The organism is Aeromonas sp. S2(2024) (assembly GCF_041402505.1).
GTDB lineage: Bacteria > Pseudomonadota > Gammaproteobacteria > Enterobacterales > Aeromonadaceae > Aeromonas > Aeromonas media.
Genome location: NZ_JBGLRL010000031.1, coordinates 1 through 13,579, shown reverse-complemented (window position 1 = coordinate 13,579; position 13,579 = coordinate 1). Strand labels below are relative to the sequence as shown.

The 13,579-nt window shown below is 61.7% G+C and carries 14 protein-coding genes; 8 read left to right on the top strand and 6 right to left on the bottom strand.

All coding sequences use genetic code 11. The features are described from left to right. Positions 1 to 22: 22 nt before the first annotated feature. A complete protein-coding gene (locus tag ACB039_RS19825) occupies positions 23 to 928 on the top strand; it encodes a TIGR01777 family oxidoreductase (protein ID WP_043132949.1) in 906 nt (301 codons plus the stop codon). Between the two features lie 64 nt (positions 929 to 992). Here ACB039_RS19825 and ACB039_RS19820 read toward each other — a convergent pair whose 3' ends face one another. Both ACB039_RS19820 and ACB039_RS19815 read right to left on the bottom strand, forming a co-directional pair. Beyond that, a complete protein-coding gene (locus ACB039_RS19820) occupies positions 993 to 3,434 on the bottom strand; it encodes an ABC transporter permease (RefSeq protein WP_371166277.1) in 2,442 nt (813 codons plus the stop codon). Next, positions 3,431 to 4,141 carry an ABC transporter ATP-binding protein gene (locus ACB039_RS19815; protein WP_005325231.1) on the bottom strand — a complete coding sequence of 237 codons (711 nt, stop codon included), beginning with the start codon at positions 4,139 to 4,141 and terminating at the stop codon, positions 3,431 to 3,433. Before ACB039_RS19815 ends, ACB039_RS19820 begins: the two co-directional genes overlap by 4 nt. 57 nt (positions 4,142 to 4,198) lie before the next feature. On the opposite strand from ACB039_RS19815, the gene ACB039_RS19810 reads away from it, so the two are divergent. Beyond that, positions 4,199 to 4,807, top strand: coding sequence for an arylesterase (locus ACB039_RS19810; protein ID WP_371166276.1), 609 nt, complete (start codon positions 4,199 to 4,201; stop codon positions 4,805 to 4,807). Positions 4,808 to 4,910: 103 nt separating this feature from the next. Here ACB039_RS19810 and ACB039_RS19805 read toward each other — a convergent pair whose 3' ends face one another. The 3 genes from ACB039_RS19805 to ACB039_RS19795 form a co-directional block, all read right to left on the bottom strand. Continuing rightward, positions 4,911 to 5,855, bottom strand: a complete 945-nt coding sequence (locus ACB039_RS19805; protein WP_371159412.1) for a chemotaxis protein CheV — start codon at positions 5,853 to 5,855, stop codon at positions 4,911 to 4,913. A gap of 348 nt (positions 5,856 to 6,203) precedes the next feature. Beyond that, a complete protein-coding gene (locus ACB039_RS19800; RefSeq protein ID WP_041205091.1) occupies positions 6,204 to 7,271 on the bottom strand; it encodes a porin in 1,068 nt (355 codons plus the stop codon). Between the two features lie 318 nt (positions 7,272 to 7,589). Further along, the gene (locus ACB039_RS19795) at positions 7,590 to 8,000 is read right to left on the bottom strand and encodes a CBS domain-containing protein (protein WP_005325920.1); all 411 of its coding nucleotides are present in this window, start codon (positions 7,998 to 8,000) and stop codon (positions 7,590 to 7,592) included. Positions 8,001 to 8,152: 152 nt separating this feature from the next. Here ACB039_RS19795 and ACB039_RS19790 point away from each other — a divergent pair, with 152 nt between their 5' ends. From ACB039_RS19790 to ACB039_RS19780, 3 genes are read left to right on the top strand one after another with little or no spacing between them, the layout of a single operon-like run. Next, positions 8,153 to 10,063 carry an ABC transporter ATP-binding protein gene (locus ACB039_RS19790; protein WP_182787744.1) on the top strand — a complete coding sequence of 637 codons (1,911 nt, stop codon included), beginning with the start codon at positions 8,153 to 8,155 and terminating at the stop codon, positions 10,061 to 10,063. Further along, positions 10,056 to 10,517: a DUF2390 domain-containing protein gene (locus tag ACB039_RS19785; protein ID WP_182787743.1), complete on the top strand. Its 462-nt coding sequence runs from the start codon at positions 10,056 to 10,058 to the stop codon at positions 10,515 to 10,517. Before ACB039_RS19790 ends, ACB039_RS19785 begins: the two co-directional genes overlap by 8 nt. Then, positions 10,511 to 11,365, top strand: coding sequence for a 23S rRNA (adenine(2030)-N(6))-methyltransferase RlmJ (locus ACB039_RS19780; RefSeq protein WP_182787742.1), 855 nt, complete (start codon positions 10,511 to 10,513; stop codon positions 11,363 to 11,365). Before ACB039_RS19785 ends, ACB039_RS19780 begins: the two co-directional genes overlap by 7 nt. Before the next feature lie 81 nt (positions 11,366 to 11,446). On the opposite strand, the gene ACB039_RS19775 is transcribed toward ACB039_RS19780, so the two are convergent. Further along, the gene (locus ACB039_RS19775) at positions 11,447 to 11,653 is read right to left on the bottom strand and encodes a hypothetical protein (protein ID WP_043132967.1); all 207 of its coding nucleotides are present in this window, start codon (positions 11,651 to 11,653) and stop codon (positions 11,447 to 11,449) included. A gap of 180 nt (positions 11,654 to 11,833) precedes the next feature. On the opposite strand from ACB039_RS19775, the gene ACB039_RS19770 reads away from it, so the two are divergent. From ACB039_RS19770 to ACB039_RS19760, 3 genes are all read left to right on the top strand, one after another. Next, entirely contained in the window at positions 11,834 to 12,196 is a 363-nt protein-coding gene (locus ACB039_RS19770) for a DUF2061 domain-containing protein (RefSeq protein ID WP_371166275.1), read from the top strand. 391 nt (positions 12,197 to 12,587) lie between these two features. Further along, positions 12,588 to 13,016: a VOC family protein gene (locus ACB039_RS19765; protein ID WP_182787740.1), complete on the top strand. Its 429-nt coding sequence runs from the start codon at positions 12,588 to 12,590 to the stop codon at positions 13,014 to 13,016. An 85-nt stretch (positions 13,017 to 13,101) separates the two neighbouring features. Next, positions 13,102 to 13,548, top strand: coding sequence for a hypothetical protein (locus ACB039_RS19760; RefSeq protein ID WP_371166284.1), 447 nt, complete (start codon positions 13,102 to 13,104; stop codon positions 13,546 to 13,548). Positions 13,549 to 13,579 lie beyond the last annotated feature (31 nt).

The window sequence follows — 13,579 nt, the reverse complement described above, 5'->3', positions numbered from 1 at the left end:
ACAGCCGTCAGGGAGGCAGGACATGAAGATACTGATCACGGGAGGCACCGGCTTTATCGGCCGCCGCCTGGTGGCACACCTCAAGGTGGCGCATGACGTGGTGGTGTTGACCCGTCAGGGTAGCCGGGCCTATGAGCTGCTTGGCCATGACGTCACTCTGCTCGACAATCTGGACCGGCTGGACCACCTCAACGACGTGGACATCGTCATCAACCTGGCCGGGGAGCCCATCGCCGCTGGCCGCTGGAGCGAATCCCGCAAGCAGTTGTTGTGCAACAGCCGCTGGCTGCTGACCGAGCAACTGGTCGATCTCATCAAGCTCTCCAGCACGCCCCCCAGATTGCTGCTGAACGCCTCCGCCATCGGCTGGTATGGCCGCCAGGGGGATGAGCCTCTGGACGAGCGCTGCCACCACCCTCACGACGAGTTCACCCACCGGCTCTGCCAGCGGTGGGAGCAACTGGCCCTGCAGGCCCGCAGCGCCCAGACCCGGGTCTGCATAGTGCGCATCGGCCTGGTGCTCGGCACCGATGGCGGCGCCCTGCCCAGGATGCTCCCTCCCTATCGGCTAGGGCTCGGCGGCCCCATGGGCCCGGGCACCCAGATGATGAGCTGGATCCATGTGCAGGATCTGGTGCGGGCCATGCTGTTCCTGCTCGAGCACGACGAGTGCGAGGGGATCTTCAATGGCACGGCCCCGCAGCCGGTCAGCAATCGCCAGTTCAGCCAGACCCTGGCGAGCACACTCCATCGCCCGCACCTCTTCTTCGTGCCAGCCCAGGTGCTTCGACTGCTGATGGGCGAGGCGGCGGATCTGCTGCTCACCGGCCAGCACGTCCTGCCCGCACGCTTGCAGGAGGCGGGGTTCCACTTCACCTATCCGGCCCTCCCCGAGGCCCTCGGCAACCTGCTGCAAGCCCCGCGCTGAAGCCATGATGAAAAATCCCGACCGAAGTCGGGATTTTTACGACTGGCACCTCGCCAGGGAGCCGTCAGAGCAGCCCCTGCCCCAGACCTCTTAACCGGTCGCTCAGGGTGCCCGCCAGCAACTGGCGGCGCATGCCCTGACCGGCCAGGGTCACCAGCAGGGCACCCAGCAGGGGCAAGCAGGCCCAGATGGCCCAGTGGAACTGCCACCGGCCATCGAACCACCACCACTGCAGACCAAAGGAGCAAAGCTCCACCACCGTGGCGGCGCACAGCCCCGCCAGGGCGCCGCTCGCCACCAGCTCCCAGCGCAGCATCTTCTCGAGCAGTTTGCTGCCGGCCCCCAGAGTGCGCATCAAGAGCAGCTCGCGGCGCCGGGCGGCCATGCTGGCCTGGGTCTGGGTCAGCAGCACCAGCAGGGCGGCCACCGTCACCAGCCCCAGCATCAGCCCCAACGTCCGGCTCACCTGACTCGAGACCAGGGTTAGCCGCCCTATCAGATCCTCCACGTCGATGAGACTCACCGTGGGGTGGCGACGGATGATCTCTACCTCGGCACTGCGTCCCTGTGGCGGCAAGCGATAGCTGCCAAGCCAGGTCTGGGAGAAGGGGGCCAGCACGTCCGGCGAGAAGATCATGTAGAAGTTCGGGCGCATGTTGTCCCACTTTATGGACCTCAGGCTGGTCACCCTGGCCTCGAAGCTGCGCCCCTCTATGGTGAAGCTGAGGGCGTCCCCCAGGGCGATGCCAAGCTGGCCCGCCAGCACCTCGTCGACGGAGACCTCCCCCTTGCCGCCGAGCCACTGCCCCGAGGTGACCTGGTTGTCGGGGGGCAGGGTCGCCGTGGTGGTGAAGTTGAGCTCGCGGTTCACTCCCTCCCGCGCCGCATCCTCACCCACTGCCTGACCGGCGATCCGGGTCAGACGCCCGCGCACCATGGGGTAGAAGTCCGAGGTGATGGCCCCGGCCTTGTGCAGGTCCGCCAGTATGCCGTCGCGCTCCCCGTCGGCCACATTGACCAGGAAGCGGTTGGGGGCATCCGCGGGCAGGCGGGCGGAGAAATCATCCAGCAGATCGACCCGCGCCGCCCACAAGAGCCCGAACAGCATGAGCGCCAGGGCAAAGCCCGCCAGCTGGAACAGGCCGCTGCCGCGCTCGCGGGAGAGGTGGCTGATGGCCAGACGCAGGGCATGGGGCCCCTTGAGCCGACCACCGAGTCGCAGCAGCCCGGAGGCCAGCAGCGCCAGCAGCACCATCAACAACCCCATGCCCCCGATGAGACCGAGCGCCAGCCTGACATCGGCGGTAAAGCCCCAGACCAGTCCGAACAAGCCGAGCAGGCCAACCGGCACCGTCAGCCAGGGGGGAATGCCCGCCTCCAGCTCCCGGCGCAGCACCCGCAGCGGTGGCACCTTGAGCAGACGCAGGAAAGGGACGAAGGCCAGCAGCAGGGTGATGAAGAAGGCGACCGCCAGACCCAGGGCGAAGGGACGCCAGGAGGGGGGCGGCAGATCCGCGGGCAGCAGATCCCCCAGCAGTTGCAGCGTCAGCCACTGCATGGCGCTCCCCGCCACCAGACCGATCAGGGCGCCTATCGAGGTCAGGGAAAGCAGGAGCGTTCCCATCAGTTGCCATAGGGTACGCCGCGACGCGCCGAGCGTCTTGAGCAGCGCCACCATGTTGGTCTGCCGCTCGGCGAAGTAACGCACCGCTATGCCCATGGCCAGCGCCCCCAGCAACACGCCTGCCAGCGACGCCAGGCGGAAGAAACGCTCGGCATTGGCCAGAGTCTTGCCGACCTGGGAGCCCTGATCGTCCGGCTTGATCAGCTTCTGCCCAGCCGTCAGCTTGGGCTTGAGCCAGCGCTCATAACGAGCGACCCCCTCCCGGGATCCCTTGATGAGATAACGCCACTGCTGGCGGCTGCCCGGCAAGAGGGCGCCGGTCGCCTCGATATCGGCGCTGTGGATCAGCGCCCTTGGCGCCATCTGGAAGGGGCTGAAGCCCTGATCCGGCTCCTGACCCAGCTCCCCCGCCACCGTCAATCTGGTGTTGCCGACCTCCAGCTCGTCCCCGAGTGTGGCGCCGAGCAACTGCATCACCCGGGCGGAGAGCCAGATCTCGCCGGGCGCTGGGGCGCGCTGGGGCATCAGCTCCAGCTTGCCATAGAAGGGAAAATCGCCCGGCACGGCGCGAATGGACGCCAGTTGCAGGCCATCGCCGTGAAACAACATGCTGTTGAAGCTGACCGTGGTCTGGACGAGGAGCCCCTCCTGCTTCGCCTGGGCGAGCCAGGCCTCGGGCGCCGGGGTGGCGGAGCGCAGCACCCGATCCGCCCCGATGAAGTCGCGGCCCGAGGCCTTGAGCCCCGCATCCAGCCGATCCGCCACCAGGGCCACACTCAGCACACAGGCCACGCTCAGGGCCAGCGCCAGCACGAACCAGCGCAGCTCCCCGCTGAAGCCTTCCCGGCGCAGCAACTTGAAACCCAGTCGCCACTGACTCATGACAACTCTCCCACCCTGGCCGCCGCAACGGGCTCCACCTCCAGCCGTCCCGCCGCCATCACCAGTTGCCGCTGGCAGCGCTGGGCCAACTCATGATCATGGGTCACCACCACCAAGGTGGTGTTGTGCTCACGGTTGAGGCGAAACAGCAGCTCGATCACCGTCTCCCCCGTTTTGCTGTCGAGGTTGCCGGTCGGCTCGTCCGCCAGCAACAGGCTGGGCCGGGTCATGAAGGCCCGGGCGATGGCGACCCGCTGCTGTTCCCCCCCGGACAGGCGCGGCGGCAGGTGGTGCAGCCGCTCGGCCAGCCCGACCTGGGTGAGCAGCTCGCGGGCTCGGGGCTCACAGTCGGTCTCGCCGCGCAGCTCGGCCGGCAGCATGACGTTCTCCAGGGCGCTCAGGGTGGGCAGCAGCAGGAATGACTGGAACACGAACCCCACCTGCTCGGCACGCAATCTGGCCCGCCCCTCCTCGTCCAGCCGGGTGAGGGATTGACCCAGGATCTCTATCTCGCCGCTGCTCGGCAGATCCAGCCCGGCCAGCAGGCCGAGCAGGGTGGACTTGCCAGAGCCGGAGGCACCGACCAGCGCCAGCGTCTCGCCGGTATTGACTTGCAGATCGATCCCTTCAAGGATGGTGAGACTTTCCTGGCCGAGGCGAACGGTTTTGCCGAGCCCCCTGACGGTGATAATGGGCGTTGAACTCATGATACGTTTCCTGTTTGCCTGAACCTGTAATGACCATAGATCTTGGGAGTTGAATGCATGATACGTGTCTTGTTCGTCTTGAGTTGCCTGTGTGGCTCGATCTCATCAACTCAGGCGCAAACCCTGCTGGTACTGGGGGACAGCCTGAGTGCCGGCTACCAGATGCAGGCCGAACAGAGCTGGCCTGCCCTGCTCAATGAAAAATGGCAGCAGCAGGGTGGCGAGCACAAGCTCATCAACGCCAGCATCAGTGGTGAAACCACCCAGGGAGGGCTGGCCCGCCTGCCCGCCCTGCTCGAGGAGCACAAGCCTGACTGGGTGCTGATCGAGCTCGGCGGCAACGATGGCCTGCGCGGCTTTGCCCCCGCCATCACCCGGGCCAACCTCACCAAGATGGTGGCGCTGGCCAAGGCCAGCCAGACGAAGACGGTGCTGACCCAGATCCAGTTGCCGCGCAACTATGGCGCTCGCTACCTGCAGCAGTTCGAGCAGATCTTCCCGGAGCTGGCGCAAGCCAATGGCCTGCCGCTGATGCCCTTCTTTCTCGATGATATTGTGCTGCGCCCTGAACTCATGATGAACGATGGGATCCACCCCACGGCGGCGGCGCAGCCCCAGATCCGCGATCGGGTCGCGAACTTTATCGAACCCCTGCTGACCCAGTGACCCCAGGGGCCGGCATTGGCCCCTGCCCGCCAAAACAGAGCACCCGCCTTGGCGGGTGCTCTGTTATCAGGCTGGCTTAAGGCGCTAGGCCTTTGAGTCGGGTTCAAGCCCCCAGGATCTGGCGCATGCGCTCCTGGGTAACCCCGACCAGCAAATCAGGCTGGAACTTGGAGATGAAGCGATCGCATCCCACCTTCTTGACCATGGCCTCGTTGAAGTTGCCGCTCAGGGAGGTGTTGAGGGTGATGAAGAGATCGGCCATGCGCGGATCGCTGCGCACCTCGTGGGTCAGACGGTAACCATCCATCTCAGGCATCTCGGCGTCCGTTATCATCAGCATGATCTCGTCAGTCACCTTCTTGCCCGCATCGCACCACCCCTTGAGCAGCTTGAGCGCCTGCAAGCCATCCTGACACTCGATCACCTCGAGCCCGAGCTGGGCGAGCGTCTCGCGCACCTGATTGCGGGCCGTGCTGGAGTCATCGACGATGAGCACCCGGCGCCCCTGCATCTGGGGCAGGATCTCCTTGTCCAGCACCTCCGCCGAGATGCGGATGTCATAGGTGATGATCTCCGCCAGCACCTTCTCCACATCGATGATTTCGACGATCTGATCGACCCCGCCCTCCGGGATGCGGGTGATGGCGGTAAGGTAGTTGGCGCGGCCCGCCGAACGGGGGGGCGGCAGTATGTCCTTCCAGGTCATGTTGACGATGTGGGCCACCTGCCCCACCAGGAACCCCTGAATGGTGCGGTTGTATTCGGTGATGATGAGGTTGGATTCGTTGTCGACCGCCATGGGGCGCATACCAATGGCACCGCGCAGGTTGATGACGGGAATGGAGACACCGCGGATGTTCGCCACGCCGCTGATGTTGTGATGGGAGCCCGGCATCTTGTTGAGATGGGGCAGCTTCACCACCTCACGCACCTTGAAGACGTTGATCGCAAAGAGCTGCTGGGTACCCAGCCGGAACATCAACAACTCCAGGCGATTCTCCCCCACCAGCTGGGTACGTTGATCCACTGAATCCAATATGCTCGCCATATAAAGCCCTTACGTCCGTTTCCCGAGTGCCGCCCCGCGATGGGGCGCCAGCATGCCAACCAGACCCGCATTCTCCCGGCAGGAGCAACGCAAGTCTCTATAGAAATAATGAAAAGGGTCGAGAAAAGATAGGATCTTGACCGCGGGGCGTGATCCTCACCCCATAGCCCCATGCCAGCAGCCCTCATCTCCATCGGCCCGACAAAGAGAGTTATCGACCAGCAGGGAAGAATGCTGAACCCGGGATTGGCCTGACGCCCGATAACACGCGCACCTGATGTGGCGCCCATAAAAAAACCGGCCGCAAAGCGGCCGGTCCAAAAATACAGTAGGCAGTCAGGGAATGACTTAGAAGTGGTACTGCATGGCCACGCCAACGACGTCGTCGGTGTTCTGGCCGAACTTGTTGTACCCGTCAGTGCCGTCGCTGCTCAGCAGGTTGGCCTTGTAATCAACGTAGACATCGAAGTTGTCGTTGATGTTGTACCAGGCACCGATGGACACGTACTCGGTCAGGGTATCGTCAATATTCTGGTCGGCGTCTTTCACGTCCAGACGGTTGTACGCCAGGGACGGCTTCCACTGGCCCCAGGTGTACTGAACTACGGCTTCGTAACCGTTGCTCTCGCTAACGTAACCGTTGTTGCCGGCATTGTTAACGTAGACATGGTCTTCGCCATAGGCATAGGTCGCGGCAGCATACAGGTTGTTGGCGTTGTACTTGATACCAACGGCAGTCAGCTTCGCGTCCTGAGCGCCGAAGTTGGCCTTTTCAACCTGATCGGTGGTCTTGCCGGCCTGGTTATAGGCCAGACCCAGGCTGATGCCCATGTCGAAGTTGTAGTTGGCAGACAGGGCGTAACCTTCTGCAGAACCCTTGGTCCAGCTGGTAGCGCTCTCGTTCTGCGCTTCGTTCTCGCCGGTGAACTGGGCACCCAGCACCAGACCGTCGAAGGTGTAGATGTACTGGGCCAGGCCGTTGGTGCGACCGGTACCGAACACTTCGGTACCCTTGCCCAGGCCATCTCCGCCCCACTCCGGCAGAACGTCGGTGTAGTCGTTAACGGCCTTGGCAATCAGACCATCCTGACGACCGTAGCTGAAGGCACCGAAACGATCGTTCTTGATGCCAACGTAGGCATAACGCAGCTCGGTGTCGGAGCTGTTGGTCGGTACGTTGTACTCGACGAAGCCATTGGCGACGGTTTCTTCGTTGATGCGGGTCTCACCACCGATGCGCAGACGCAGGTAGCTCTGATCGCCACTCTCGTCGTCGTTGTCGCTACCGTAGTACATGCCTTGAACACGGCCACCGATGTCAAGCTTGGTACCATCCTGGTTGTAAACGGTAGAAGCTTGTGCACCACCGGCCAGCAGCAGGCTGGAGATGGCCATCGTCAATGCTGTCTTTTTCATTGTTCGTTCCTCTGAGGTGTAAACCAGACCTGTGCTCGGTCGTTGTCATTTTGAATCGGGTTCATTTCCGATGACCTAGGGTAGATCTGCGAACCTTGATGGGAACTGAAGCTGGGGTCGATTAATTAGAAAAACACGATGCAATCCAGTCATTGCGACACCAAGTGTCACAAAGGCTGATTAATTTGGAATTTTAAACCACAGAAGACATAAAATAAGAACAATAAAAACGCCCCATATCGATATGACAGACACTTGTATCGAGTGGTATTCAATAAGGGCCCGGTGGGGTGGGCTCCATGCGCCCCCAAAAAAGCCTCAGGTCGGTTGCCAGCCCCGCATGACGCGCAGCAGGTCTTTCCAGCTGACGATGCCCACCAGGGCGCCGTTTTCCAGCACCGGCAGGCAGGAGACATGCTGCTCCAGCATGATGCTGGCTGCCTCCTGCAAGGAACGTTCGGGAGAGATGGTGATGGGCTCGCGACTCATGATCTGGTGGGCGCGTCGGTTGAGGGTCTCGGTGTCGCGGTTCATCTCGGCATCCGTGTCGAGATAGGGGCTGATGGCGCGCAGCAGATCCCGGTCCGAGATGACCCCCACCAGCACCTCCTCCTCCACCACCAGCAGGTGGCGAAAGTGAGCCTGCTCGAAGATCGCCTTGATGACATTGAGCCTGTCATCCATGGAAACGGTCGCAACCCGGGTCGTCATGATCTCTTTAATCAACATGGAAGCCTCCAGCCCCCTGACAGATGTCTCTGTTATGGCACGTTTTTCTTGCCGCAGCCAGCCATGCCCTCCAGCCTCAAGTGCAAATCCGAGTCATTTCACGTAAGATCCGCGCCAGTTTCTCCCCTTCATTGAGCCAAGCAGATCCATCCATGATAGTTGCCAGTCAAATCGAACTGATCCGCGGCGGCCGCACGCTGCTGGACAACGCGTCCGCCACCATACATCCCGGCCACAAAGTAGGTCTGGTGGGCAAGAACGGCTGTGGCAAGTCCACCTTCTTTGCACTGGTGCGGGGCGAGCTGGCCATCGACAACGGCAGCTTCAGCCTGCCCGCCGGCTGGCAGATTGCCGGTGTGGCCCAGGAGACCCCGGCGCTGGACTGCTCCGCGCTGGAGTACGTGGTCGATGGCGACAAGGAGTTCCGCGCCCTCGAAGCCCAGCTGGCACAGGCCGAGGCGGATGACAATGGTCTGCTGGTCGCCGAGCTGCACGGCAGGCTCGACACCATAGGCGCCTACAGCATCCGCGCCCGCGCCGCCGAGCTGCTGCACGGCCTGGGCTTTGGGGGCGATCAGCTCGACTCGCCGGTGCGTAGCTTCTCCGGTGGCTGGCGCATGCGCCTGAACCTGGCCCAGGCCCTGCTGTGCCGCTCCGATCTGCTGCTGCTCGATGAACCGACCAACCACCTGGATTTGGATGCCGTCATCTGGCTGGAAAAGTGGCTCAAGGGCTATCAGGGCACGCTGGTGCTTATTTCTCACGACCGCGACTTCCTCGATTCGGTCATCAACCGCATCATCCACATCGAGAACGGCAAGCTCAACGAATACACCGGCGGCTACTCCGACTTCGAACTGCAGCGCGCCGAGCAGCTGGCGCAGCAGCAATCCATGTACGAGAAGCAGCAGCGTGAGATGTCCCACATGCAGGCCTATGTGGACAGATTCCGCTACAAGGCCTCCAAGGCCCGTCAAGCCCAGAGCCGGCTGAAAGCCATGGAGCGGATGGAGAAGATACTGCCCGCCCACGCCGACTCCGAGTTCAGCTTCGAGTTTCGCGAGCCCTCGGCCCTGCCGACCCCGCTCATCGCCATGGAGAACCTGTGCGCCGGTTACGGTGACAAGGTGATCCTGGAGAAGATAAAGATGAACCTGGTGCCGGGCTCACGCATCGGCCTGCTGGGGCGCAATGGCGCAGGCAAGTCCACCTTCATCAAGATGCTGTCGGGCTCCAATGCGCCGCTCTCCGGCAAGCTGGAGGTGAGCGCCGGGGTCAGCATCGGCTACTTCGCCCAGCATCAGCTCGAGACCCTGCGCCTGGACGATACCCCGCTCGATCACCTGGCCCGCCTCGCGCCGGACAAGTCCGAGCAGGAGCTGCGCAACTACCTCGGCAGCTTCGGCTTCCACGGTGACAAGGCGCTGGACAAGGTGGCCCCCTTCTCCGGCGGTGAAAAGGCGCGGCTGGTGCTGGCCCTCATCACCTGGCAAAAGCCAAACCTCTTGCTGCTGGATGAACCGACCAACCACCTGGATCTGGAGATGCGCCACGCCCTCACCATGGCGCTGCAAGGCTTCGAGGGTGCCATGGTAGTGGTCTCGCACGACCGTCACCTGCTGCGCACCACCACGGATGACTTCTATCTGGTGCACGGTGGCCGGGTCGAGCCGTTCGACGGCGATCTGGATGACTACCACAAGTGGCTCGGTGAGCAGGAGAAAGAGGCCAACGCCAAGCAGGTGGATGGCCCCGTCTCCGCCAACTCGGCGGTGGCACGCAAGGATCAGAAGCGGCTCGAGGCCCAGTTCCGCCAGCAGACCCGGCCACTGCGTCAGAAGCTCGAGAAGCTCGAGGCCAGCATGGAGAAGCTGCAGGGCAAGCTTGGCGACATCGAGAGCCAACTGGCCGATCCCGCCATCTACGAAGAGAGCGCCAAGGGCAAGCTCTCCGAGCTGCTCAAGTCCCAGGGCCCCCTCAAGGAGCAGCTGGAAGAGGTGGAGCTGGAGTGGATGAGCCTATCTGAGGAGCTGGAAACCATGGAGCAGGCCTTCTTTGCGTGATGAACGGCTGATGGCAAGCGAGCGGGTCGCCGTGCACGAGCTGCCGACGCCGCTCGGCTTCTGGCACTGGAGCGGCAAGGTCTATGGCGAGCGCAGCCAGGATTGGCTCGACGTGCAGAGCCAGGGGGGCAACGTCAACCTGGCGCTCCTGCTGCATCATCTGGACTTGCTCGGCATCCCGGTCGATCTCACCGACCTGCAACCGGCCCTGGTCCAGACCGAGGCCGTGCTGCTCCCCTGGCGCACTCTGCGCCAGCAAGCCAAGTCACGGCTGGCCGAGGAAGAGTACCAGGCCATGCTGGCTCACGAGCTGGAGCTGGAGCGGCTGCAACAGGGGGTCCTGCTGCAGACCCTGCGCGGCCTCTCCCTGTTTCGTGGCAAGAGCCACAACCTGTTGAACTATCTATCGTTACTGGGTGCCCAGCAGGGCCCCCTCAGAGACCTAATATGCTGAGCTACCGCCACGCCTTTCACGCCGGCAACCACGCCGACGTGCTGAAACACACCGTTCAGGCCCTGATCATCGAGTCCCTCAAGAAGAAGGAAAAGCCCTTCATCGTGCTGGACACCCATGCCGGCGGCGGTCTCTACGACCTGCGCGGCGACTGGTCCCAGAAGAAGGCGGAATACGCCGACGGCATAGGCCGCCTGTGGGACGAGCGCGCCCAGTGGTCCGCCATGGCCCCCTATCTGGGCGTCATCGAAGAGATGAACAGCGATGGTCAGCTGCACTACTACCCGGGCTCGCCGGAGCTCTCCCGCCGCCTTATCCGCGATCAGGACAAGCTGGCGCTGATGGAGCTGCACAACAACGAGGTGGAGGACCTTCGCGCCAACATGGGCTACGACCCCCGCGTCGCCGTCCACCATAGGGACGGCTTCGAGGGGCTGGTGGCCCTGCTACCGCCCACCCCGCGCCGGGGGCTGGTGCTCATCGACCCTCCCTATGAGCTCAAGGAAGATTACTTCGCCGTGGTCGATACCCTTAAAAAAGCGCAGAAGCGCTGGGCCACCGGCATCTATGCCCTCTGGTATCCGATCCTCGGGCAGGAGGCGGACAAGTCCCGCGATATGCTCAAAGCGATCAAGCGGGAGAACTTCGGCAACGTCCTGGTGGCGGAGCTCGAAGTGGCCGGCCAGACCGCCGACTGGGGCATGAACGGCTCAGGCATGCTGATCGTTAGCCCCCCCTGGATGCTGGACGAGCAGATCGAAGACTTCCTCAAACCCCTGTGCGCCAAGCTGGCCCAGGGCGCCGGTGCCCAGTACAGGGTGGAGTGGCTCAACAAGGCAGCCGACTGACCCCCTTACCGACCGCAAACACGATAAAGCCCCGAAAGGGGCTTTTCTCTGTCTGCCGTTGCCGGGATGACACCGCTCGCCTCAGGCCCTGACGGGCATATCCCGCCAGAGCGCCAGAATGAGCAGCGCCAGCAGAGCGAAAGGCGGTACCAGGCAGAGCAGCACGCACAGGACGGTGACAAGCACAGGGTGGCGGCTCTTGCGCCGGGCCAGTCGCCAGGCCACGACGCCGACAAGGATCATCAGCAGCAGGATGAACAGCACATAGATGTTGGCATTGATGGTCATGAAAGCTCCTTTTTCATGGCAAAAGGCACACTCTAACACCGTTGTGGCCCCAGGCAACTCCCAATCTGGTGGCTTCTCCCCCGGTTGATAGGCATTTTCTATTTCGCTGATAGATGAGAATGATTTTCATTTGATGAAGTTCTGGGTGATACTGCCTTTATCGCCAGAGGAGACACCATCATGAAAAAGACCATCAGCTTCGCCATCCTGCACTTTTGTGTCGCCTTCACCGTGGCTTACCTGCTGACCGGCGAACTGCTCACCGCCAGCCTGATCGCCCTGATCGAGCCCGCCGTCAACACGGTCGCCTTCTACTTCCACGACCTTGGCTGGCACAAGCTCAAGCCCGATCACAGCCTGCAGGCCAAGACCAGCAGCTTCGCCCTGGTGCACTTCTCGGTGGCCTTCGCCGTCGCCTACCTGCTGAGCGGCGAGCTGCTCACCGGCGGCGTGATGGCCCTGATCGAACCTGCCATCAACACCGTCGTCTTCTTCTTCCACGAACGGCTGTGGCGAAACCGCCAGACCTTGGCGCTGGCCTGAGGGAGGGCGATCAGCCCTTCCCCTTCACGAGCGGCCATAACAGCCGCCAAACCCTGGTGCTGGCCTAATAAAGGAGGCAACCGGCCCAATGAGGGGGCATAGCCCCCTCTCACAGCACGACTACGCCGCCACTCCCCTTGCCATAGCAGCTCATTCTTTGATCCCGCCCAGAAATCCATCACCCTGCCCTTTCCCTCCGCGCCACCCCCGCTAACATACCCGAATGGCAATACATGCTTCGTTGGAGTCACCCATGGGCCACGCCATCCCTCAAGCGCAGCCAGATAGCAGCACACTGGAAGCTGACATTCAGGAGCGGTAGCTTGCCCAAAAACGATAACCAGCAATCAGACCGGTTTCTTGTCCAAAAATTTCTGAGTGGAGGCTGAGCATGGAAACGCAAACACTGCATCGGGGTCGGCTGATCGACCACATTCAGCTGGTAGTAAAGGACCTGGCTGCCAGCCAGCGCTTTTACAGCGCCACGCTGGCCACCCTCGATATTCCCATAGGCGGCGCGGGCGAGGGCTATTTCTGGGCTGACGAGCTGTTTGTCACTGCCATCGACAGCCCGGCGGCGCTCGGGGTGCTGACCGGCCGCCACCATCTCGCCTTTCAGGCGCAAGACAGTGCCATGGTGGATCGCTTCTATCAGGCCGCGCTGGCCCATGGCGGTCAGGACAACGGCCCCCCCGGCGAGCGCAATTATCACCCCGGCTACTACGCCGCCTTTGTGCTCGACCCCGACGGCAATAATATCGAAGCCGTCTATCACGGCGAGGCAAAGCGTAGTGTGGAATCAGTGGAAATTCGGTTTTAGATAAAGAACGGAACGACAGTGATGTAGGTCTCGCCATGGAAGCGAGGTAGCTACACCTCACTAAAAATAATGGGAGGGTTTGTGCATGAGTTTTACTCAAATGTGGGATGCTGGGAAATTCCAAGAGGATGTAGGCGCCCTAATTTCAAAATTCAATATATTATTTCTGAGCGACATAGCACCATTAATTTCAAACCCTAATGGTGATAGAAAAGTGTCTTTGAGAGCTATAATTGCTCTAAACACTCCCCAAATACAAACAAACCTTCATAATGTCCTTAATGAAATTGAGAAAGAGTTAAGGGATAATGCTCATTTTTTGCTAATACAAACAGGCTTCTCCGAAATTGAATCCCAAACATACCTATCAAGTCACTTTTCTTCTGGCTTTATCAAATCAAACATAATTAATGAGCTTAACTCAACCGTTAGATTACTTAACGAATTAAGTGTCTGTAGTGGTCAACTAAATCCGGACACTTGGTTAGGCCGATCCTCGGCTTTTGCTGGCGCGATCCCGTCATTGTGTTGATGTGGACGCCGCCAGTTGTAGTAATCCATCA